This window comes from Streptomyces sp. NBC_00704, assembly GCF_036226605.1.
GTDB lineage: Bacteria > Actinomycetota > Actinomycetes > Streptomycetales > Streptomycetaceae > Streptomyces.
Map to the genome: position 1 here is coordinate 2,373,785 of NZ_CP109000.1, position 20,583 is coordinate 2,394,367.

The window sequence follows — 20,583 nt, forward strand, 5'->3', positions numbered from 1 at the left end:
GTCAGCGCATTCAAACCTTCCTCTCACATTGGGTCAAGGATTTATCACCTAGCGAAGTCGCCCCGTCAGGCTCATCTGGCGTGAAACGCCTCGTCATTGAGGACATGCCAGAGGCAACGAGGCATGCACGTATGCCCTGGTCAGCTGACTGTTGGGCGATCGGCGACTGCCGGTCCGCGGCATTCCGTTCGCGATCACCGGCCGAGCGTCTGTGGCTGAAACGATCACTATCCGCCGTCGCCGGACAGGTCGGACGCCCCGTCCCCACCGAGGCTCATCGCACCGGCACCGGCACCGGCACCGGCACCGGCACCGGCACCCGCACTCACACCCGCGCCGCGCCCGTCCCCGCCCCCGTCCCGTCGGTCGAAGTTCCCCGGCGGTCGAGCAGGTGCGCTCGGAGTCTGGCTCCCGTAACCCAGGCCGTCATCAGCAGGCCGGCGGCGGTGGCGAGGGTGAGGAAGGCCACCGTCGGGTTGATCCAGGCCGGGACCAGGTCGTAGGAGGCGTTGCACATGTTGTGCAGGGGGAACCACTGGGTCGACTCGCGCAGGTGACCGGCGCGGTAGTCACTGTCGAAGGGCTGGCCCTTGTAGAGGGCGCAGGTTTCGCCGACGTCCAGGCCGCCGGCCAGTGCTCCCCGGAGCCAGGTCAGGAGCGTCGCGGCGCAGGACAGCGTCGAGAACAGGAGCCAGCGCAGGGGGCGTTGCCGCCGCCTGCCGACGTCCCGTTCCTTGTTCATCGCTCCCCAATCACCACTCACCGCTCACCGCTCACCGCTCACCTACTGGGGCTGCTGTCCTGTTCGGTCAGCGCGCTGTCGAGTTCCTTGTCGGTGTCGGGGTCGAGGCCGATGCCGACGCCCTGGAGGGTGACGGCTTCGGGGGTGTCGGTGGTTCCGGGGGGTTCCGGGTTGTCGTCGTCGTTGCCGGGTTGGCGGTGTGGGGGCGGGGGCCCATCAGGACGTATGACAGGGCGAAGCCCGCGCATACCACCGCCGCGCCGCCCACCGCGTCCAGGACCCAGTGGTTGCCGGTGGCCACGATGGCCGAGACGGTGAAGAGAGGGTGCAGCAGGCCCAGGGACTTCGTCCACCGGTTGCGGGCGACGATCGCGATGACCAGGCCGCACCACAGGGACCAGCCGAAGTGCAGGGAGGGCATCGCCGCGTACTGGTTGGTGAGCGAGGTGAGCGTGCCGTAGTCCGGCTTGGAGAAGTCCTGGACGCCGTGGACGGTGTCGATGACGCCCAGGTTCGGCAGCAGGCGCGGCGGGGCCAGCGGGTAGAGCCAGAAGCCGGCCAGGGCGAGCAGGGTCGCGAAGCCCAGGGACGAGCGGGCCCAGCGGTAGTCGACCGGGCGGCGCCAGTACAGGACGCCGAGGACGGTCAGCGGGACGACGAAGTGCAGGGAGCTGTAGTAGAAGTCGAAGAAGTCGCGCAGCCAGGTGACGCCGACCACCCAGTGGTTGACGGATCGTTCGACGTCGATGTGCAGAAGCCGTTCGAGGGCGAGGACGTCGTGGCCGTGTACCTCCGCCCGGGCCCGGCCGCCGGAGTTGGTGCCGCCGGTCGCCGCGAGCCGCACCTGCTGGTACGCCGCGTACGTCACGCGCAGCAGCAGAAGCTCCAGCAGCAGGTTGGGGCGGGTGAGCACGCGTTTGAGGAACGGCAGCAGCGGGACGTGCTTCCAGCGGGCGGGGACCGGTTCGGCGCACTGCGTGGGGATCGGCGCGCGGTAGTGGGGGGAGGTCCGCGGCAGGAACGGGACGACGGTCGCCGCGGCGAGCGCGAGGAGCAGCACCGCGTTGTCGCGCAGGGGGTAGAGGGACTCCATGTGCGGGAGCAGCATGGTGGTCGGGAGGGTCGTCACCAGGACGACGGCCACCGGCCAGACGTAGCGGTCGGAGGCGCGCCTGCCGACCCGGCCGACGAGGGTCGGCAGCACCCACAGCAGCTGGTGCTGCCAGGTCGTGGGCGAGACGACGATCGCCGCGCAGCCGGTGAGGGCGACCGCGAGCAGCAGCTGGCCGTCCCGGGCGTAACGGACCGCCCGGCGCACGCCCAGGGCGGCGACGGCCGCGCCCAGGAACAGGAACAGGCCGATCTCCAGCGGGCCGGTGAGGCCGAGGCGCAGCAGGGCGCCGTGCAGGGACTGGTTGGCGAGCGCGTCGGCCTCGCCGCCGAGCCCGGCCCCCGCCAGGTGGTGCACCCAGTACACGTACGAATCGTGCGGCATCGCCGCCCAGGCGAGCGCCGTCCCGACGGCGAAGGTCGCGCCGGCGGCCGCCGCGGTCCGGCGGCGGCCGGTGAACCACAGCAGGGCGGTGAAGAGGAGCACCGTGGGCTGGAGGGCGGCGGCCACCCCGATCAGGACGCCGGCGGCCCGCCGGTCGCGTACGACGAGGCAGCCGAGCAGGACGAGGAGGACGGGGAGGATGCTGGTCTGGCCCAGCCAGAACGTGTTGCGCACCGGCAGGGAGAGCATCAGCAGACTGGCCGCGACGGGCGCGGCCAGCAGCTCCGTCCGTCTGCCGGCCGGCCGGGGCAGGGAGCGGGCCAGGACCACGGCGAGGGCGGCCACCAGCAGCAGGGTGCCGAAGGTCCAGCCCCAGCCGAGGGCTTGTTCGGCGGCCCTGGTGAGGGGCTTGAGGACGAGCCCGGTGAAGGGGGTGCCGGTGAAGCGGGTCGACGCGTAGAGCGAGCCGTTGACGTGCAGTACGCCGTCGGGTCCGGCCCAGGCCTCCAGGTCCGTCAGCCGTTCCGCGCGCGGGGTGCCGAGGAAGGCGGCCACCTGGCGTACGGCGAGGGCCGCCGCCAGGAGCCACAGGCCGAGGCGGGCCGCGCGCAGGCGCGCTCTCGCCGTGTCGAGCCCCGTGTCCCCGAAGGTCCCCGCCGTCCCCCCGCTGTGCTCCGCATTCGCCACGCTTCGTCGGCCTCCGCCTCGTTCGTGTCACGCGTTTCGTGCGCCGGGGCCGCCGAACACAGCCGTGGACACGGCTCGGCGGCGTCTCCTGGCACAGACGCGGGCGAGCCGTGCGTCACCTGCCGTCGGCCCGCCTTTTGTCCGGAAGACGATAGTCCGTACCGAGAGGGACCGCTTCCACGAGGGGCGGGATCCGGCGCGCGGCCCGCACGCGATCCACGCCCGCATCCCGCGCCCCGCACCCCGGCCCCGCACCCCTCACCCCGCGCCCCACGTCCCTCACCCTGCGTCGCGATCGCCCTCCCTCCCCGACGGGGGTGACGGCGCGCCTTCCGGGTTCCTCGCGCTTCCTGGGCCGAATGGCTGAATCGCGCCCCGCAGGGCCGTGCGGCGCGGCCGGAAGGAACCGGTGCGGCGGCCGTGCCGTTGACATGAGTAGTTAGCATCCCTAACTAGAGATGCGAGCAGGAACGACAGGATCGACAGGAACCACAGGACACGAGAGGCAGAACATGAGCGAGTCGCAGGCCTGGGACGCCGTCGACGCCTACTTCACCGACCGCCTGGCCCCGGACGACGAGATCACGGCCGCCGCTCTGCGGGAGAGCGACGCCGCCGGTCTGCCGGCGATCAGCGTCACGGCGAACCAGGGCAAGCTGCTCCAGTTGCTCGCGGAGATCCAGGGGGCCCGGTCGATCCTGGAGATCGGCACGCTCGGCGGCTACAGCACGATCTGGCTGGCCCGCGCACTGCCCCCCGACGGCCGCCTGGTCTCGCTGGAGTACGACCCCCGGCACGCCGAGGTGGCCACCCGCAACATCGCCCGTGCCGGTCTCGACAAGCTGGTCGAGGTGCGGGTCGGCGCGGCCCTGGAATCGCTGCCGCTGCTGGCCGACGAGAACCCGCCCCCGTTCGACCTCGTGTTCATCGACGCCGACAAGACCAACAACGCCTCCTACATGGAGTGGGCGCTGAGGCTCACGAGCGCGGGCAGTCTGATCGTCCTCGACAACGTCGTGCGGGGCGGCCGGGTGGTGGACGCCGACAGCGACGCCGCGGACGTCCTGGGCACCCGCGCCGCGATCGACCTGATCGCGACGCACCCGAGGCTGAGCGGCACCGCGATCCAGACGGTGGGGACCAAGGGCTACGACGGTTTCGCGCTGGCGCGCGTCCTGGCGTAGCCCCACGCAGGCTCTCGCCGCGGCTCAGGCCTCGGGCATCGTGCCGGGGCTCAGGCCTCGTGCTGCCGAGGCTCAGGCCTCGTGCCGGGGCTCAAGCCTCGTGCTGCCGCGGCTCAGGCCTCGTGCCGGGGCTCAGGCCTCGTGGTAGAAGCCGACGTTGACGCTGCGCGGTCCGGTGCGGTCGTACACGATGATCTCGCCGGAGCCCGCCAGCGGCAGCGTTCCGCCGTACACGAGCGACTGCGTGTACTGCCCGATCACCAGGCGCACCTCGGAGGACGGTTCGTCCTGCGAGCCGCGCAGCCACGAGACCTGCCAGGCGCCGTCGGGCCCGCACAGGAACTCCAGGTGCACGCGCGAGACGAACAGCCAGTCCTCGGGTGTGGCGAGGCGGCACACGGACCTGTCCCTGCCCACCCGCAGCACGGCGCCCGGGTCGCTGGGCGAGTCGGCCATGAGCATGCCGGCCGTGGCGCCCTCTTCCGTCCCGGAGACGGTGGCCATGGTCAGTTCGAGCACGTGCGCTCCCCTTGAGATTTCCTCGGCATGCCTGTCGGCGTCCTGGGTCCCGAATGTGTTTGTGCAGCGGCCGCATGATAAATCGCCCGGGCACATCGCGTCCGGCACAATGGACGCATGACCGAGCGAAAGCCACCGGGCGTTCCGTTCGAGTCCTGGGTCGACAAGCAGATCCGGGACGCGGAACAGCGCGGCGAGTTCGATCAACTGCCGGGCGCGGGCAAGCCGTTGCCTGCGGAACTGGAAACGCCGTACGACGAACTGTGGTGGATCAGACGGAAGATGGCCCGCGAGGGCCTGTCCGTGCTGCCGCCGGCTCTCGCCCTGCGCAAGGAGGCGGAGGACGCGCTCGCGGCGGCCTACGCGGCGCCCTCGGAGCGGATCGTCCGGAAGATCGTCACGGACGTCAACGTCAAGCTGCGCGACATGATGTTCAAGCCGCCGCCCGGGCCCCCGCTGGGCATGAAGCCGTACGACGTGGAAGCGGTCGTACGGGAATGGCGGGAGCGCCGGGCGACGGCTGAGGGTGCGGAGGGCTGACGGGTCGACGGGTCGGCCCAATGGGCCGGGACCGGGCGGGCGGCCGGTTTCAGAGGTGCAGGAGCCGCTCGGTCAGTTCGCGGTAGTCCCGCAGGGCCAGGCGGAGTTGTTCGGTGTCGACGGCGGTCGCGGCCGAGGCGGCCTTGTCCTTGCCGCCGCCCTCCGGCTGGTGCCAGGCACCGCGCAGGGTGCGGCGTCGCCGGTCCACGACGTCCGTCAGGCGCGCGGCGAGTTCCTCCAGCACCTCGTCCGCCTCCGCCACCGCGTCGCGCGGACCGTCGACGAACCCGACGACCGCCTGCCGCATCCGGGCGGAGATCCGGTCGCACTCCTCGTCCGGGAACAGGGACGCACGCTCGTTGTGCGCGCTCTCGTGCCCGCCGGACGTCCCCGCATGGGCCGTCCGCTCGACGGAGGAGGACGGGCCGGTGGTGGGGGCCGTGATCGGGGGGACCGCAGTTCCGGAGGCTGAGGTGCGCCCGGCCTCGCTCCGGTCGCCGGTTCCGGTGGGGGAGCCGAGTCCGGTGCCGAGTCCGGTGCCGGGGCCGGTGCCGGTGCCTGGGCTGGTGCCGGTTCGGGCGTTCGTGACCGTTTCGGGGCTGAGCGGCACGGGCTTCGCACCCGTCGGAGCGGCGGCGCCCGCCGTGCCTGGGGTGCCCGCCGAACCTGCTGTGCCGGTCGTGCCCGCTACGTCCGTGTTCCCGGTGGCGGCCGTCGGGTCCGGCGCGGTGTGTCCGTGGTTCGCGGTGCCGGGCTCGGCCGCCGTGCCGTCGCCGCGGTGACCGGTCGTCGACCGGTCCTTGTCGAGCGGCAGGACGACCTCTCCGGGCAGGACGGCTCGGCCGGTTCGCGCGGACTTGGCACGGTCGTCGGCCGAGCGGCGGTCGTCGCCGCTCACGCCCCTGTCAGGTGTCAGGTCGGACATGACGGTCAGCCCTCCTTCGTCTGGTGCCGGTGGAAGCCCAGCTGCGGACGGTGTCCGGAGCGGTCCCGGGTCGCCGGTTCCTGGGCGCGGTGGCGGTCGGAGTCACGGCCGAAGTCACGGCCGGACGTCGAGATCAGGTCGTCGAACAGGGCGCGCGCCTCCACCAGGGCGGAACGCATGTCCTCCGTGTCGGGCGCGCCGCCGTCGGAGGTCCGGACGACGCGGTGGACGCGCCGGTAGCCCTGGACGTGGTTCGCGTGGTGGACGGAGAGGGCGGCGACCTGCTCCTCGTACTGGTCGCCGGCCGGGAAGCCGCGGGCGCCTGCCACCTCGGCGAGCAGCCGGTCGGCCTCGACGACGGCCTCGCGGGGCGAGTCGACGAACCGCTCCTGCGCCGCCGTCCAGCGGGCTTCGAAGCGCTCGCGCTCGGCGGGCTCCAGCGGCCGCTCGCGCAGTCCGCCGTGCCGTTCGACGAGAGCGCCGAGTTCACGCTCAGCGGCCTTGACGTCTCCGTCGTGGCGGGCCACGGCCCGGTCGTACTCGGGTCCGAATCGGCGCTTCAGACCGTGTCCGCCGTGCGAGCCGCGGGCCCTCACGACCAGGACGGCCGCGACGGCGACGAGGGCCGCCACGACCACGATCAGAGCGATGATCACTCCTGTGGACATGCCTTGCCTTCCGGTGTGTCGGCCCCACGGGCCGGTTCTTCCATCGGGTTGCCGCAACCCGATGGCGTAAACGGCGGGCACGGCCGCCCGCCGGTCCGGCCGTCACGCCGGACGACCCAGCCGGGCCAGGTGCTTCGGGCGGTCCGGGCCAGGTGATTCGGGAGGTTCCGGCGGTCCGGTCGGCCGTGGATATCGGGTTGCCGGGCGGGCGGGCCGTCGTCGCAGAATGAGCGGATGACCTGGACCGTCGCCCCGGAACCGTTCGACTCCCCCGTCGCCGCAGCGCTGTGGCGGGACTACTACACCGAGGTCAGCGACCGCTGGTATCTGCTCCACGAGGGCCGCCGCACCGATCCGGCCGAGCTGGAGCGGGAGATCGCCGCCCAGAGCTGGGACGAACTCACGCCTCCGCGGGGGCAGTTGGTCGTGGGACGGTATGACGGCGAGCCGGGCGGCTGTGCCGGGGTGCGGCTGCTGCCGGACGGAACCGCCGAGCTGAAGCGGGTGTTCGTGCGGGAGGGGCTGCGCGGCAAGGGCGGCGCGGCGCTGCTCGTCCGGGCCGCCGAGGACGCCGCTCGCGCGTTCGGCGCCACGCGGATGGTGCTGGACACGCGCGGCGACCTGGTCGAGGCCCGTGCCCTGTACGCCCGGCTCGGTTACGAGGAGACCGACGCGCACAACGACGAGCCGTACGCCGACCACTGGTTCGCCCGGCGGCTCACCTGAATCGGGGGGCGTCACCTGACCCGGGGCGTCATCCGACCCGCGGCGTCACCTGACCCGGGGCGCCGGCCGTGCGTCGTGCGGCTGTTCCCGGTCCGAGCCGCACAGCTCGCCGTTGAGTTCCTTGACCAGCTGGACGAGGTCGGTGGGCCGGTCCGGGCCCCACCAGTCGCCGAGCAGTTCGGCCAGCGACTCCTCGCGGACCTCGCCGAGCCGTTCGGCGACCTCGCGGCCCTCGGCGGTCAGGATCATGCCGAGGCCGTCGCGCACGGCGAGGCGGCGCTCCTCGATCTGCCGGGCAGCCTCCATGATCACCCGCAGCGGGACGGTGCTGCGCTCGGCCAGCATCGACGGCTCCACGCTGCCGTACCGCTTGATGCGCAGCAGCAGCCAGCTCGCGGCCGGGAGGAGGTCGTAACCGGCCCGCGCGGTGATCTTCCGGTAGACCTCGCGGCGGCCCTCGTGGGTGCCGAGGGCGGACAGCGCCCGGCACACCTCGTCGTACGAGGAGCGTTCGACGGGGTTGCTGGCGAGGGTCTCGGTCACGTCGGGCGCGGTGACCGAGCCGCGCAGCGGGTCCTCCCGCAGGAACCAGGCCAGGACGAAGCCCAGGAACGCGACCGGGGCCGCGTACAGGAAGACGTCGGTGATGGACGCGGCGTACGCGTGCAGGACGCGCGGGCGCAGGTCGGACGGCAGGGCGGCGATGCCCCGCGGGTCGGATTCCAGCGTGCCCGCCGAGACGCCGGGCGGGAGCCGGACGCCGCGGAAGGCGTCCGCGAGCTTGTCGGCGAGGCGGCTCGCGAAGACGGTGCCGAAGATGGCGACGCCGAAGGAGGCCCCGATGGAGCGGAAGAACGTCGCGCCGGAGGTGGCGACGCCGAGGTCCTCGTAGGCGACGGCGTTCTGCACGATCAGCACCAGCACCTGCATGACCAGGCCGAGGCCGAGGCCGAACACGAAGAAGCAGAGGCTCATCTCGGCGGTGGAGCTGTGCTCGTCGAGCCGGTGCAGCAGGAGCAGGCCGACGGTGGTGACCGCGGTGCCCGCGACCGGGAACACCTTCCAGCGGCCGGTGCGGCTGACGATCTGCCCGGAGCCCGTGGACGACAGCAGCATGCCCGCCACCATGGGCAGCATGTGCACGCCGGACATGGTCGGCGAGACGCCCTGCACGACTTGCAGGAACGTCGGCAGGTAGGTCATCGCGCCGAACATCGCGAAGCCGACGATGAAGCTGATGACGGCGGAGAGCGTGAAGGTGCGGATGCCGAACAGCTTGAGCGGGAGGACGGGTTCGGCCGCCCGCCGTTCGACGGCGACGAACGCCACGGCCAGCAACACGCCGAGGACCGCCAGCCCGATGATCTGCGGCGAGGACCAGTCCCAGGTGGTGCCGCCGAGGGAGGCCACCAGCACGAGGCAGGTGGCGACGGAGGCGATGAGGAAGGTGCCGAGATAGTCGATGACGTGCCGGGTCGACTTGCGCGGGGTGTGGAGCACCGCCGCGATCACGACGAGCGCGACGACGCCGACGGGCAGGTTGACGTAGAAGACCCAGCGCCAGCTGAGGTGTTCGGTGAACAGGCCGCCGAGCAGCGGGCCCAGGACGCTGGTCGCGCCGAACACCGCGCCGAACAGGCCCTGGTAGCGGCCGCGGTCGCGCGGCGGGACGATGTCGCCGACGATCGCCATCGACAGCACCATCAGGCCGCCGCCGCCCAGTCCCTGGACGGCCCGGAAGGCGATCAGCTCGGGCATGTTCTGCGCCATTCCGCACAGCGCCGATCCGATGAGGAAGATGACGATCGCGATCTGGAACAGCCTCTTGCGCCCGTACTGGTCACCCAGTTTGCCCCACAGCGGCGTCGCGGCCGTCGACGCCAGCATGTACGCGGTGACCACCCACGACAGGTGCTCCATACCACCGAGGTCGCTGACGATCGTCGGCAGGGCGGTCGACACGATCGTCTGGTCGAGGGCGGCGAGGAGCATGCCCAGCAGCAGGGCGCCGATCGAGACGAGGACGTTTCCGGACACGTGTTCCTGACGTGGATCCGCCGTCCTGCTGTGCGCGTCCAAGGCCATGGATGCCTCCTGGGGCTCTGGTGACCCTCTCCATCGTGATCGGTGTGACCCGTTATGGCCTCTTGTAGTCCTCCTGGATTCTGACGGATTCCGACATTCCGGGGGCCACGGGCGATCGCTTGTGGAGAGGATCTGCATAATCTCTGAAGTTTGAACGGGGAGGAACGAACACGTGAGCGATCCGACGGGACAGCAGGGGCGAGCGGGGCGGCAGGGACTGCCGTGCCCGGAGTGCGGAGCGCTCCGGGCGGCCGACAACACCCCGTCCTGCGCCTGTGCCCGGCGCGCCTCCGAGGCCCTGCGCGACACGCGCACGGCGGAGGCGGCAGCGGCGGAGGACTTCGATCCGCTGCGGATACGGCCGTACGTGGAACTGGACGACTCGGACTCACCCCCCGGACCGGGCACGGCCGCGAGTACGGGCACGGGGACAGGAACGGGCGCGGGAACAGGTACGGGCGCGGGCACGGATGCGTCGACCGGCGCGGGAACGGATGCGTCGACCGGCGCGGGAACGGGTGCGGCTTCCGGCGCGGGAACGGGTGCGGCTTCCGGCGCGGGTACGGGCGCGGGTACGGGTGCGGCTTCCGGCGCGGGAACGGGTGCGGCTTCCGGCGCGGGTACGGGCGCGGGTACGGGTGCGGCTTCCGGCGCGGGTACGGGCGCGGCTTCCGGCGCCGACGTCACCATGCCGCTGCGGGCGGTTCCCGCCGACGCGACCGTGCGGCTGCCCGCCGTCGCCCACGGCGGTTCCGGGTTCGACGCGACGACGGCGCTGCCCGCACCGCTGAACGCGCCGGGCGATGCGCCGGGCGACGCGCCACTCGGCGCACCGCTGAACGCGTCCGCGTCCGAGCCCGCCGCCGGCGACCTGAGCCTGTTCGACGCGGTGGACGTCGGACCCGGGGACCCGCAGGACGAGGAACCGCGCGGCTCGCGCCGCCGACGCACCCTGCTGATCGCCACGGCCGCCGCCGCGGTGGGCGTGGTGGCGGCCGCCGGGTTCGCGACCGGGCTGTTCTCCTACGAGAAGCCCACGCGCGACCGGGCCGTCTCCGAGGACGTGCGGGCCGCCGTGCCCGACACCTCGACCGAGACGGCGTCCGGCTCGCCCTCGGCGAGCCCCTCCGCTTCCGCGTCGCCGTCCGAGTCCTCGGCGTCGCCCTCCGAGAGCGCGAGCCCCTCGCCCTCCCCTTCGGCGGCGAGCGCCTCGCCCTCGGCCTCCCCGTCCGCCGACGCCCCCAGCCCCACGCCGACCGCCGGCACGAGCGCCTCCCTGGCGCCCGGCAAGGGGGGCGACCACGCGCCGGACGCCCCGGCCGACACCGCCGTCCTGCGGCGCGGCGACAAGGGCGCCGAGGTGACCGAACTCCAGCTGCGGCTGCGTCAGCTGTACCTCTACAACGGGCAGGCCGACGGCACGTTCAGCGGGGAGGTCGAGGACGCCCTGCGCAACTACCAGTGGTCCCGGGGGACGACGTCGGACGGCCTGGGCGTCTACGGCCCGGCGACCCGCAAGGCCCTGGAGTCGGAGACGAACACACCCTGAACCGCGGCCCCGCGAGTCAGCGCACCGCGAGCCGCTCGCCCGGCCTCCCGGTCAGTTCGTGCGGCGGACGGTGCGCCCTCAGGCAGTGCGGACGTCGATGCGGACGCCGTCCGCCAGTCGCTCCACGCGCACCTGGCGCAGATCGCGCACGAGCACGTCCGGAGCGTGCGCCGCCGCGCGGGGACCGACGCCGACGACCCGCATTCCGGCGGCGTGTCCGGCCGCGATGCCCGCCCCGGAGTCCTCGAACACGACGCAGTCCGCCGGGGCGATCCCCAGTTCGGCGGCGCCCTTGAGGAAGCCCTCGGGGTCCGGCTTGCTCGCGCCGACCGACTCGGCGGTGATCCGCACGTCGGGCAGGTCCAGCCCGGCCGCGGCCATACGGGCCGTGGACAGCGCGACGTCCGCCGAGGTGACCAGGGCGTGCGGGACGCCCCGCAGCGAGGCGAGGAACTCCGGCGCGCCGGGCACCGGGACGACGCCGTCCATGTCGGCGGTCTCCTCGGCCAGCATGCGCGCGTTGTCCGCGTGGTTCAGACGCACAGGACGGCCGGGCAGCAGCACCGCCATCGAGGCGTGGCCCTGCCGGCCGTGGACGACCTTCATGACCTCGTCGCCGTCGAGCCCGTGCGCGTCGGCCCAGCGCCGCCAGATCCGTTCGACGACGGCGTCGGAGTTCACGAGCGTGCCGTCCATGTCGAGCAGGAGGGCGCGGGCGGTCAGGGCCGGCATCAGCAGCTCCAGGTGCGTAGGGGACAAGGCGGCCCCGCCCGCCGGTCAGGGAAAACGAGCGGGAGCCACTTTGTTTTCCCACGGTACAAAACAATGCCGCCCCGACGCCACCCCGACCGGGAGGCGCGGGAGGAGCGGGAGGCGCGAGGAGGAGCGGGAGGCGCGAGGAGGCGCAGGGGACGCGGGAGGCGCAGGGGACGCGGGAACGCCCAAAGACGTCCGCCCCGACGCCGGGCCCGGTGTCCGCCCCGATGCCGCGCCCGGCCTCCGCCCCCATACCGGCCGCGACGCCGGGCCCGCATCCGCCCCCATACCGGCCGCGACGCCCGGCCCGGTACGTGTCCGGCTCAGCCGGTGACCGCCTCCCACAGGCTCCACACGCCGAGGGCCAGCATCAGCAGCGCCGCGATCTGCGTGATCAGCTTCAATGGCACCCGCTTCATCAGCGCCTTTCCGCCGACGATGCCGAGTCCGGCCACCGCCCACAGTGCGAGCACCGCGCCGAGGCCGACGGAGAGCGGGTCGTCGTAGCGGGCGGCGAGGTTCGCCGTCATGATCTGGGTGAGGTCGCCGAACTCGGCCACCAGGATCAGCATGAAGCCCGCGCCCGCGACCTTCCAGAAGGACTGGTCCCCGGGCCCCCGGATCTCCTCCTCGCCGTCGTCCTTCTTCAGCAGGAGGACCGCCGCGCCGCCCAGGAAGAGGACGCCGGTCAGCGCGTGCACGAGCTGCTGCGGCAGCAGCGTGAGGACGCTGCCGGCCGCGACGGCCAGCGCGACGTGCAGGGCGAAGGCCGCGGCGACCCCGGCGAAGACGTACGAGGCGCGGTAGCGGGTGCCCAGGACGAGGCCGGCCAGGGCGGTCTTGTCCGGCAGCTCGGCCAGGAAGACGACGCCGAAGACGACCGCCGTCACGGTGATGCTGATCAAGGTTCCTCAATCGGTCGGGTGCCGCCCCACCGAGAGTCCGCACGCTCCGCACCAGACGCCTCGGCAGGGCAGCGCACACGTCACCCGTGCCGTACGGCACGGATGTGCACTGCTTGCCGAAGGTCTCGCTGGCCGGCCCGTACGACGGGTCTGCCTCCGGGCGCCGGCTCAGACGAGCTGAGCAGTGTGTCGACGGTCCGGCGAAGAGCTACTCCCCTTCTGCGTCCCCCAGTGTACGAGACGGCCACGAGACGGCTCGCACGCCCGTTCCCGGAGATCGTTCCGTCGTACACCTTGTCGTGTCATGTTCGCGTCACTAGCTTCTAACCGGTCGCACATCTCCCCGCAATGCGCGAGCGCGAGCATTCCCCTGCCCGCACTTCAGCACCCTGCCTCACCAACGGAGTTCGCATGTCGAAGTTCTACGCGCGTGGACGGCTGAGCGTACTCGCCGCCCTCACCGGTCTCATAGCCTCGGTCGGGCTCTTCACCGCCCCGACCGCCTCCGCAGCCCTGCCCACCCCGGTCAGCGCCGCCACCGCCCGGACCTACCTGGCCTCCCTCAGCGTGAAGACCGAGAACCGCACCGGCTACAACCGCGACCTCTTCCCCACCTGGATCACCATCAGCGGCACCTGCAACACGCGCGAGTACATCCTCAAGCGCGACGGCTCGAACGTCGTCACCAACTCCGCCTGCACCGCCACCAGCGGCACCTGGTACTCCCCCTACGACGGAGCCACCTGGACCGCCGCCTCCGACCTCGACATCGACCACCTGGTCCCGCTCGCCGAGGCCTGGGACTCCGGGGCGAGCGCCTGGACCACCGCCCGGCGGCAGTCCTTCGCCAACGACGTCACCCGTCCGCAGCTCCTCGCCGTCACGGACAACGTGAACCAGTCCAAGAGCGACCAGGACCCGGCCGAGTGGATGCCGTCCCTCACCTCGTACCGCTGCACCTACGTCCGCGCCTGGGTGCAGGTGAAGTACTACTACGGCCTCTCGGTCGACTCCGCCGAGAAGAGCGCGCTGACGGGCTACCTCGCCAACTGCTGACCGGAGCGGGCCGGGCCGCGGCCGCCGGGATCCTCCCGCGGACCTCCGTCGTTCCGTACCGTACGGGGCGACGGAGGAGGGTGATCGCATGGCCGGACTGCGGCTGGGTCCACTGCTGAGGTACGCCGACGGCCCGACGGCGACCGTCTGGGTCGAGACGAGCCGCCCGTGCACCGCCGAGGTGCGCTGCGCCGACGGCGCCGGCGGCAGAGCGGCGACCTTCCAGGTGGCGGGCCACCACTACGCCCTCGTCGAGGTCGGCGGCCTCACCCCGGGCGCCGAGACCGCGTACGAGGTGTTCCTCGACGACGCCCCCGTGTGGCCGCCGCCCGGCTCCCGCTTCCCGCCCTCGCGGATCCGCACCCTCGCCGACGACGCCGACGAGGTGCGCGTCGCGTTCGGGTCCTGCCGCTGGGCGGCGCCCCCGGCCGGCGGCAAGGACCCCGCCGGTCCCGACGCCCTGGACAGCCTGGCCACCCGGCTCGCCGCCGACCCCACGGGCGAGCGGCCCGACGTGCTGCTCCTGCTGGGCGACCAGGTCTACGCCGACGAGGTCTCCGACGCGACCAAGGAGAGGATCGCCGCCCGCCGGGGGCTCGACGACGCGCCGGGAGCCCAGGTCGCGGACTACGAGGAGTACACCTGGCTCTACTACGAGTCCTGGCTCGACCCCGAGGTGCGCTGGCTGCTGTCCACCGTGCCCACCTGCATGGTCTTCGACGATCACGACGTCATCGACGACTGGAACACCTCCGCCTCGTGGCTGGCCGACATGCGGGACACGCCCTGGTGGCACGAGCGGCTGATGAGCGGCCTGATGTCGTACTGGGTGCACCAGCACCTCGGCAACCTCACCCCGGCCGAACTCGCCGCCGACCCGCTCTACGCGGCCGTGCGCGAGACCGCCGACGGCACCGGCCTGCTGCGCGACTTCGCCGGACGCGCCGACACCGACCCCGCCTCCGTGCGGTGGAGCTACCGCCGCGACTTCGGGCGGGTGCGGCTGCTGATGGCCGACAGCCGGGCCGCCCGCGTGCTGGACGAGGACGCGCGCTCGATGCTCCAGCCCGGCGAGGAGACCTGGCTGCGCGAACAGGCCCTCGACGGCCTCGGCTCCTACGACCACCTCCTGATCGGCACCTCCCTGCCCTGGCTGCTGCCGCACCTGGTGCACGACGCCGAGGAGTGGGACGCGGCCCTGTGCCGGGGCGAGCGCGGGGCGCGCTGGGCCCGGTTCGGGGAGAAGCTGCGGCGCGGGGCGGACCTGGAACACTGGGCGGCCTTCCCGGAGTCGTTCACGGCGCTGGCGGACCTCATCACCGAGGTCGGCACGGGAAGCCGGGCGCCCGCGAGCGTGCTGGTGCTGTCCGGCGACGTCCACCACGCGTACGCGGCCGAGCCGCACTGGCCCGACGGCGCCGGCCCGGACGCGCGGGTGCTTCAGCTCACCTGCTCCCCCGTGCACAACTCCGTCCCGGCCTCGATGCGGGTGGGCTTCCGGTTCGGGTGGAGCGCGGCGGCCCGTGCGCTCGGGCGCGGGCTGCGCAGACACGGCCGCTGCCCCCGGCCGCCCGTCAGCTGGCGCAGGACGGGCGGACCCTGGTTCGGCAACCAGCTCATGTCCCTGACGGTGCGCGGCCGTTCGGCCCGCCTGAAGCTGGAGAAGGCCCGCGCGGACGGCCGTCTGGCGACCGTGACGGAGTCCGACCTCACCCCCGGTGAAGCCCGCGGGCCGGGGCCTTTGCTGATGAATGGTCAGAAACCTTCGGCTCCACGGTAGTTGGGCCCCATAGCGGCCGGTCCGCTCCTCGACGTCGAGTCGGCGCCCGCCTCGTGGCGACCGACGCGCACCCCCTCCCAGGAGTGGATTCGGTCACGCTTTCGGACGAGGGCGGGGTGAACGGGAGTCGGCCGACGTGCGACGACCAGGGGAAAAGGGCCTATGCGGGGACCCTGATCGTGGCTAGAAGTTGAACTTGCAAGCATCGATCGGCCCCGCCTACCGTGAATCGCTGATTCGGTACCGCTTCCCCCAACCGACCGGCCCTCTCCCCGACACGGACCGGCCCGACCCGAGACCGAAGGAGCACCCCCCACCCATGTCCGCTCGCATCGACACCGCACAGCCCTACGTCATCGGCCTCTTCCGCATCGTCGTGGGCCTGCTGTTCGCCTGCCACGGCGCGGCCTCCCTGTTCGGCGTCCTCGGCGGCGCCGGCGGCAAGGGCGGCACCATCGACGCCGGAACCTGGCCCGGCTGGTACGCCGCCGCGATCCAGCTCGTCTGCGGCACCCTGGTCCTGCTGGGCCTGGGCACCCGGGCCGCCGCGTTCCTGGCCTCGGGCTCGATGGCCTACGCCTACTTCAACGTGCACCAGCCCCACGCCCTGTGGCCGATGCAGAACGGCGGCGAGGCCTCGGCGATGTTCTGCTGGGCGTTCCTGCTGCTGATCTTCACCGGTTCCGGCGCCCTCGGCCTGGACCGCCTTCTCGCGGGCCGCACCAGCCCGCAGCGCGAGGCCGCGGCGCCCAAGGCCACCGTCTCCGCCTGAGCAGTCGCCGCGAAGGGCTCTGGACGCGCCCCCCACCTGGACGCGCCCTGCACCTGGGCGCGCCCCGCCCGTGAACATGCCGTGCCGAACGCACGCACCCCCCGTGAATCCGCTGCCCCACCCCCGGCGTACGCTGTAGGGCTGTCATTGGCCGCATCTGCCGCTCCCCCGCGACACAGCGGCACGTCAGGCCGTCACGGGGGGAGACACGGGGAGTACGCGGTGTTGGAGAGTGTGGGGGCGCTGCTCGGCAGCCCCTGGATCTACGCGGTGGTGGGCCTGTCGGTCCTCCTCGACGTGTTCCTGCCGGTGCTGCCCAGCGGAGTGCTCGTCATCACGGCCGCGACGGCCGCGGCGGCGGGCTCCGGCGCGGCGACCGGCCAGGTCCCGCACGAGGTCCCGGACATCATGGTGCTGATCCTCTCCGCGACGACGGCCTCGGTGCTGGGCGACCTGGTCGCCTACCGGCTGGCCTGGCGCGGCGGCGAGCGCCTGGACCGGGCGATCTCCCGCTCGCGCCGGCTGACCAGCGCGCAGGAACGTCTCGGCGGCGCGCTGGCGCGGGGCGGCGGCGCCCTGGTCGTCCTGGCGCGGTTCGCCCCGGCCGGACGGTCCGTCGTCTCCCTCATCGCGGGCGCCGCGCATCGCCGCCCCCGCGACTTCCTCCCCTGGTCCGCGCTGGCCGGGCTGTCCTGGGCGGGCTACAGCGTCGCCCTCGGCTACTTCGGGGCCCACTGGCTGGGCACCACCTGGGTGGCCACCGGGGTGTCGGTCCTCGCCCTGTTCGGCGCGGGCGCGGGCGCGGCGTTCCTGATGCGCCGCCGGCCCGCGTGACGGACCGCGCACGACGGTTCCCGCCCCGCCACGAGGTCCCGGCCCCGCGACAGCGCCGGGCAGGGCGTCGGGCCTGCCGTCATGCCGCCGTCGGGCGGTGCGACCCGCGTACCTCCAGGCCGTCCAGCAGTTCGGCGGTGGCCGCGGCCACGGCCTCGACCGCTCTGTCGAACACCTCCCGGTTGTGCGCGGCCGGCGCCCGGAACCCGGACACCTTGCGCACGTACTGGAGGGCCGCGGCGCGGATGTCGTCCTCGGTCGCCTCCTCGGGCAGCGCGGGCGGACGCAATGTCTTGATACTCCGGCACATACTCCGAGTCTCCCTCCTGTGGGCCCCGGTCGCGTTCGCCGCCACCGCGCGGGAAGCGCGGCGGCCGACCGGGGCGTGTCTGCGGAACCTGCCGTCCCGGCCGTTCATCGTCATTCCCGACGTCGGGCCGGCCGGTCGTGCCGACCCGGCGCGGAGTCGGCGCCGGAATCCTCCGCGGGGCCGGTGCTCAGGTCGACGAACCAGTCGTTGGATCTGATCCAGTGCCCCTTCGGGTACTCGAAGTCCGCCTGACCGAGCAGCGTGAACCCCGCTTTCCGGCACACCCCGTTGGACGCGCGGTGGTCCACCCCGGGGAACGCGTGCAGGGCCCGGTGGCCGCCCGCCTGCCGGACGACGTCGACGAGAACACGGGCCGCCGCCGCGGCGAGGCCTCTGCCCTGGAACCCGGGCAGGATTGCCCAGCCCGTCTCCCACACCGTCGCGCCCCGCCACTCACGCTCCCAGTACCCGATCGAGCCGACGCTCTCCCCGCTGCCCGCGCTGCCCGCGCTGTCCCCGCTGTCCCCGCTGTCCGCGAGGCTGATCCGGTACATGCGGCCGGCGAACGGCTCGACGTACCGCCGCTGCCGGTCGGCGAGCCTCTCCTCGCTCTCCGGCCCGCCCAGGTGCTCGGTCATCTCGGGGCTGTTGGCCCGGCGCAGCAGCCAGAAATCGCCGTCCGACCAAGGGGTCAACCGCACGCGCTCCACGCCCGATCCGTCCATTCCCCCACACTAGGACGTGGGTCTGACAGCGGCCCCGGACGGCAGTACGATCGCCGTCGCACACACATCGGCGACGGGCGTCCGCGACGGGCGTCGGCGCAGGGCGCGGAGGGAGAACCGTGGTGGGACGACGAGCGACCGGGCCTGCCCCCGGCTCCGCGCCTCCTGTCCTCGCCTACGACGGGGACTGCGGTTTCTGCCAGTCCTCCGTCGACCGCATCCGTTCCCTGGCGGCGCCGACGCTGGAAGCGGTGCCCTGGCAGTTCCTGCCCGAGGAGTCGACCGCGCCGCACCGCGCCCGACTGGACCGGGAGGTCCTGCTGCTGCGCGGCTCCACCGTCCTCGCGGGCGGGGCGGACGCGGTGGCCCGCTGGCTGGGCTCGTCGCCGTCCGCCGGATGTCGCGTGGTGGGGGCCGTCCTGCGGCTGCCCGGAGTCCGCGGCTGCGCGCGCGTGGTCTACCGCGGGGTGGCCCGCAACCGTCACCGGCTGCCCGGCGGAACGCCCGCGTGCGCCGTGCGCCCCGCCGGCACGCGGTGAGCCCTCTCGCGCGTCCCCGCGTCCCGGTCTGCGTCCTCACGTCCACGGCCGGACCCGTGCTCACCGCCGGTCACGCGGTGGACCGGTACGTCGAGATCGGCTCGCTCACCAAGGTCGTCACCGGCACGGCGCTGGCGCGGATGGCCGCCGCGGGAGTCCTCGCCCTCGACGACCCGGTCGAACGCTGGCTCCCCGAGGCCCCCACGACCGGGATCACCCTCCTCCACCTGGCCCGCCACACCTCCGGACTGCCCCGGCTGCCACCGGGCCGGCTGCCCCGCCGCGACCCGTACACCGCGTTCGACGCCGCCGCCCTGCGGGCGCTCCTGCCCCGCCTCGACGCGCTCGCCGCCGGTGCGCCCGGCGAGCGGGAGGAGTACTCCAACCTCGGGTACGCGGTGCTCGGCGCGGCCCTGGGCGCGGCCGCCTCCGGGGCGTCGTACGGGGAACTGGTGGACGAGTACGTGCTGCGCCCGCTGGGCGTCACCGAGGTGGCCGTGCGTCCGGACACGGAGCGCAGGCTGCTCGCGCCGCGGTGGCCGGGCGGCCGGCACCGGCCCTGGACGATGACCGGGGCGATCCTGCCCGCCGGGGGACTGTGGGCCACTCCCCGGGCGGCGGCCGACCTGGTCGTCCGGTTGCTGGTCGAGCGGCGGTTCGGCGAGCCCGCGCCGTCCTGGCAGGTGACCGGTGCGCTGCGCTGGCACAACGGGGCGACCCGGCACGCCTCGGTGTTCACCGGGGCGACGGAGGACGGGAGTTGGGTGCTGGTCCACCGCCTCGGCGCGGACCCGGACGGCACCGACCGTCTCGGCGTGGAGACCCTCCGGGCGATCCGGGGCGCCGCCGCTCCGGGAGCCCCGTCCACCGCGCCCTGACCGGCATCCGGCCCACCCGCCGATCCGTGCCGATCCGCATCCCATTCCCCCTCTAATCGAACACACGTTCACAGGAACACCCCGAAGAACCTCGCGACTCAAATTCGAACAGGCGTACCATTGCCGGGTGGCTACGACCTATGACTTTCCCAGCGACCTGCGCGCCGGTCAGGAGGAGCTGCATCAGGTCCGGGCCGAGCTGTCGGCCCTGCTGAAGCGGCTTCCCTGGTCGGTCGAGCCCCTGGACGGCTTCAGCGACGCGGCGGGCTGGCGCAAGACGGAGCGCCCCGCCTCCCCCGGCTGGACGGCCGACGAACAGGCCGAGGTCGAGAAGCTGCGCCGCCGCGAGCACGAGCTGGCGGTGTTCGTGACGTGCCACCGCTTCTGGGCGGAGGTCGCCGCCGCCGACCGGGTCGACGCCCGCATGAACCTCAAGCACGCCCACGAGACCGCCCGCCCGGACGCCGACTGACGTCGATGGCGCGCCCGGACGACGTCTGACGTCGACCGAGGTCGACCGACGCCGCATCGCACGACGTCGCATGCGCGTGCCGTCCGGAGATGCCGGGGCGGTGGACGGGTGGGCGGGCGGACGGCTGGCCTCGGGCGCTCGGCAGCTGACCACGGGCGGCCGTCGGGCGGTTCCCGTCGCCGGGGGCCCCCGCCCCGGACGGGGGCCGGGCACGGCCGCGGCCCTCCGGAAGGTACCGGAGGGCCGCGGCCGGCGACGCCTCGCGCGGGGCGTCGTCCTCGGTGGGCGCGGACGGTTTCGAACCGCCGACATCCTGCTTGTAAGGCAGGCGCTCTACCCCTGAGCTACGCACCCGAGACGAGTCGACAGCCTACATCGACCTGGGCCGTGCCCCGCAAACGCCTGCCGGGGGCCGGGGGGTTAACCCCACCCCGTG

Annotated in this window: 21 protein-coding genes and 1 tRNA gene; 11 read left to right on the forward strand and 11 right to left on the reverse strand. The window is 73.2% G+C overall.

The features are described 5' to 3' along the window. Positions 1–325: 325 nt before the first annotated feature. Both OG802_RS10480 and OG802_RS10485 read right to left on the reverse strand, forming a co-directional pair. Entirely contained in the window at positions 326–742 is a 417-nt protein-coding gene (locus OG802_RS10480; RefSeq protein WP_329409371.1) for a hypothetical protein, read from the reverse strand. 67 nt (positions 743–809) lie between these two features. Next, positions 810–2,924, reverse strand: coding sequence for a bifunctional glycosyltransferase 87/phosphatase PAP2 family protein (locus OG802_RS10485; protein WP_329409373.1), 2,115 nt, complete (start codon positions 2,922–2,924; stop codon positions 810–812). Between the two features lie 512 nt (positions 2,925–3,436). Between OG802_RS10485 and OG802_RS10490 the strand changes: the two genes are divergently transcribed. Then, a complete protein-coding gene (locus OG802_RS10490; protein WP_329409374.1) occupies positions 3,437–4,108 on the forward strand; it encodes an O-methyltransferase in 672 nt (223 codons plus the stop codon). A gap of 132 nt (positions 4,109–4,240) precedes the next feature. Here OG802_RS10490 and OG802_RS10495 read toward each other — a convergent pair whose 3' ends face one another. Next, entirely contained in the window at positions 4,241–4,627 is a 387-nt protein-coding gene (locus OG802_RS10495) for a hypothetical protein (RefSeq protein WP_329409376.1), read from the reverse strand. A gap of 117 nt (positions 4,628–4,744) precedes the next feature. Here OG802_RS10495 and OG802_RS10500 point away from each other — a divergent pair, with 117 nt between their 5' ends. Beyond that, positions 4,745–5,167 (forward strand): J-domain-containing protein, encoded by a 423-nt coding sequence (locus OG802_RS10500; RefSeq protein ID WP_329409378.1) that lies wholly within the window; start codon positions 4,745–4,747, stop codon positions 5,165–5,167. 49 nt (positions 5,168–5,216) lie between these two features. Here OG802_RS10500 and OG802_RS10505 read toward each other — a convergent pair whose 3' ends face one another. Further along, positions 5,217–6,092 (reverse strand): hypothetical protein, encoded by an 876-nt coding sequence (locus OG802_RS10505; protein ID WP_329409380.1) that lies wholly within the window; start codon positions 6,090–6,092, stop codon positions 5,217–5,219. A gap of 5 nt (positions 6,093–6,097) precedes the next feature. Further along, entirely contained in the window at positions 6,098–6,760 is a 663-nt protein-coding gene (locus OG802_RS10510) for a hypothetical protein (protein ID WP_329409382.1), read from the reverse strand. A 234-nt stretch (positions 6,761–6,994) separates the two neighbouring features. On the opposite strand from OG802_RS10510, the gene OG802_RS10515 reads away from it, so the two are divergent. Then, positions 6,995–7,486: a GNAT family N-acetyltransferase gene (locus OG802_RS10515; RefSeq protein WP_329409384.1), complete on the forward strand. Its 492-nt coding sequence runs from the start codon at positions 6,995–6,997 to the stop codon at positions 7,484–7,486. A 45-nt stretch (positions 7,487–7,531) separates the two neighbouring features. Here OG802_RS10515 and OG802_RS10520 read toward each other — a convergent pair whose 3' ends face one another. Continuing rightward, complete coding sequence (locus tag OG802_RS10520) at positions 7,532–9,571, reverse strand: MDR family MFS transporter (protein WP_329409386.1); 2,040 nt, start codon at positions 9,569–9,571, stop codon at positions 7,532–7,534. Positions 9,572–9,743: 172 nt separating this feature from the next. On the opposite strand from OG802_RS10520, the gene OG802_RS10525 reads away from it, so the two are divergent. Continuing rightward, positions 9,744–11,120: a peptidoglycan-binding domain-containing protein gene (locus tag OG802_RS10525; protein WP_329409387.1), complete on the forward strand. Its 1,377-nt coding sequence runs from the start codon at positions 9,744–9,746 to the stop codon at positions 11,118–11,120. A 78-nt stretch (positions 11,121–11,198) separates the two neighbouring features. Here the strand turns inward: OG802_RS10525 and OG802_RS10530 are convergent, their stop codons facing one another. Together OG802_RS10530 and OG802_RS10535 are read right to left on the reverse strand one after the other, a co-directional pair. Then, positions 11,199–11,852 (reverse strand): HAD-IA family hydrolase, encoded by a 654-nt coding sequence (locus tag OG802_RS10530; RefSeq protein ID WP_329417017.1) that lies wholly within the window; start codon positions 11,850–11,852, stop codon positions 11,199–11,201. A 347-nt stretch (positions 11,853–12,199) separates the two neighbouring features. After that, entirely contained in the window at positions 12,200–12,781 is a 582-nt protein-coding gene (locus OG802_RS10535) for a TMEM165/GDT1 family protein (protein WP_329409388.1), read from the reverse strand. A 411-nt stretch (positions 12,782–13,192) separates the two neighbouring features. Here OG802_RS10535 and OG802_RS10540 point away from each other — a divergent pair, with 411 nt between their 5' ends. The 4 genes from OG802_RS10540 (at position 13,193) to OG802_RS10555 (ending at position 17,223) form a co-directional block, all read left to right on the forward strand. Beyond that, positions 13,193–13,837 (forward strand): HNH endonuclease family protein, encoded by a 645-nt coding sequence (locus OG802_RS10540; protein WP_329409390.1) that lies wholly within the window; start codon positions 13,193–13,195, stop codon positions 13,835–13,837. Between the two features lie 88 nt (positions 13,838–13,925). Further along, positions 13,926–15,617, forward strand: a complete 1,692-nt coding sequence (locus OG802_RS10545) for an alkaline phosphatase D family protein (protein ID WP_329409392.1) — start codon at positions 13,926–13,928, stop codon at positions 15,615–15,617. 319 nt (positions 15,618–15,936) lie between these two features. Then, the gene (locus OG802_RS10550) at positions 15,937–16,389 is read left to right on the forward strand and encodes a DoxX family protein (protein WP_329409394.1); all 453 of its coding nucleotides are present in this window, start codon (positions 15,937–15,939) and stop codon (positions 16,387–16,389) included. A 222-nt stretch (positions 16,390–16,611) separates the two neighbouring features. After that, entirely contained in the window at positions 16,612–17,223 is a 612-nt protein-coding gene (locus OG802_RS10555) for a DedA family protein (protein ID WP_329409396.1), read from the forward strand. A gap of 79 nt (positions 17,224–17,302) precedes the next feature. Here OG802_RS10555 and OG802_RS10560 read toward each other — a convergent pair whose 3' ends face one another. Further along, positions 17,303–17,533 (reverse strand): DUF2277 domain-containing protein, encoded by a 231-nt coding sequence (locus OG802_RS10560; RefSeq protein ID WP_329409399.1) that lies wholly within the window; start codon positions 17,531–17,533, stop codon positions 17,303–17,305. Between the two features lie 110 nt (positions 17,534–17,643). Next, on the reverse strand, positions 17,644–18,258 hold the full coding sequence (locus OG802_RS10565) for a GNAT family N-acetyltransferase (protein ID WP_329409401.1): 615 nt from the start codon (positions 18,256–18,258) through the stop codon (positions 17,644–17,646). Between the two features lie 122 nt (positions 18,259–18,380). Here OG802_RS10565 and OG802_RS10570 point away from each other — a divergent pair, with 122 nt between their 5' ends. From OG802_RS10570 to OG802_RS10580, 3 genes are all read left to right on the forward strand, one after another. Next, positions 18,381–18,797, forward strand: a complete 417-nt coding sequence (locus OG802_RS10570; protein ID WP_329409403.1) for a thiol-disulfide oxidoreductase DCC family protein — start codon at positions 18,381–18,383, stop codon at positions 18,795–18,797. Beyond that, a complete protein-coding gene (locus OG802_RS10575) occupies positions 18,767–19,675 on the forward strand; it encodes a serine hydrolase (RefSeq protein WP_329409405.1) in 909 nt (302 codons plus the stop codon). The genes OG802_RS10570 and OG802_RS10575 overlap by 31 nt, the downstream gene beginning before the upstream one ends. A gap of 127 nt (positions 19,676–19,802) precedes the next feature. Beyond that, entirely contained in the window at positions 19,803–20,147 is a 345-nt protein-coding gene (locus OG802_RS10580; protein ID WP_329409407.1) for a hypothetical protein, read from the forward strand. Positions 20,148–20,429: 282 nt separating this feature from the next. On the opposite strand, the gene OG802_RS10585 is transcribed toward OG802_RS10580, so the two are convergent. Continuing rightward, positions 20,430–20,501 (reverse strand) — tRNA-Val (locus OG802_RS10585). Between the last annotated feature and the right edge of the window lie 82 nt (positions 20,502–20,583).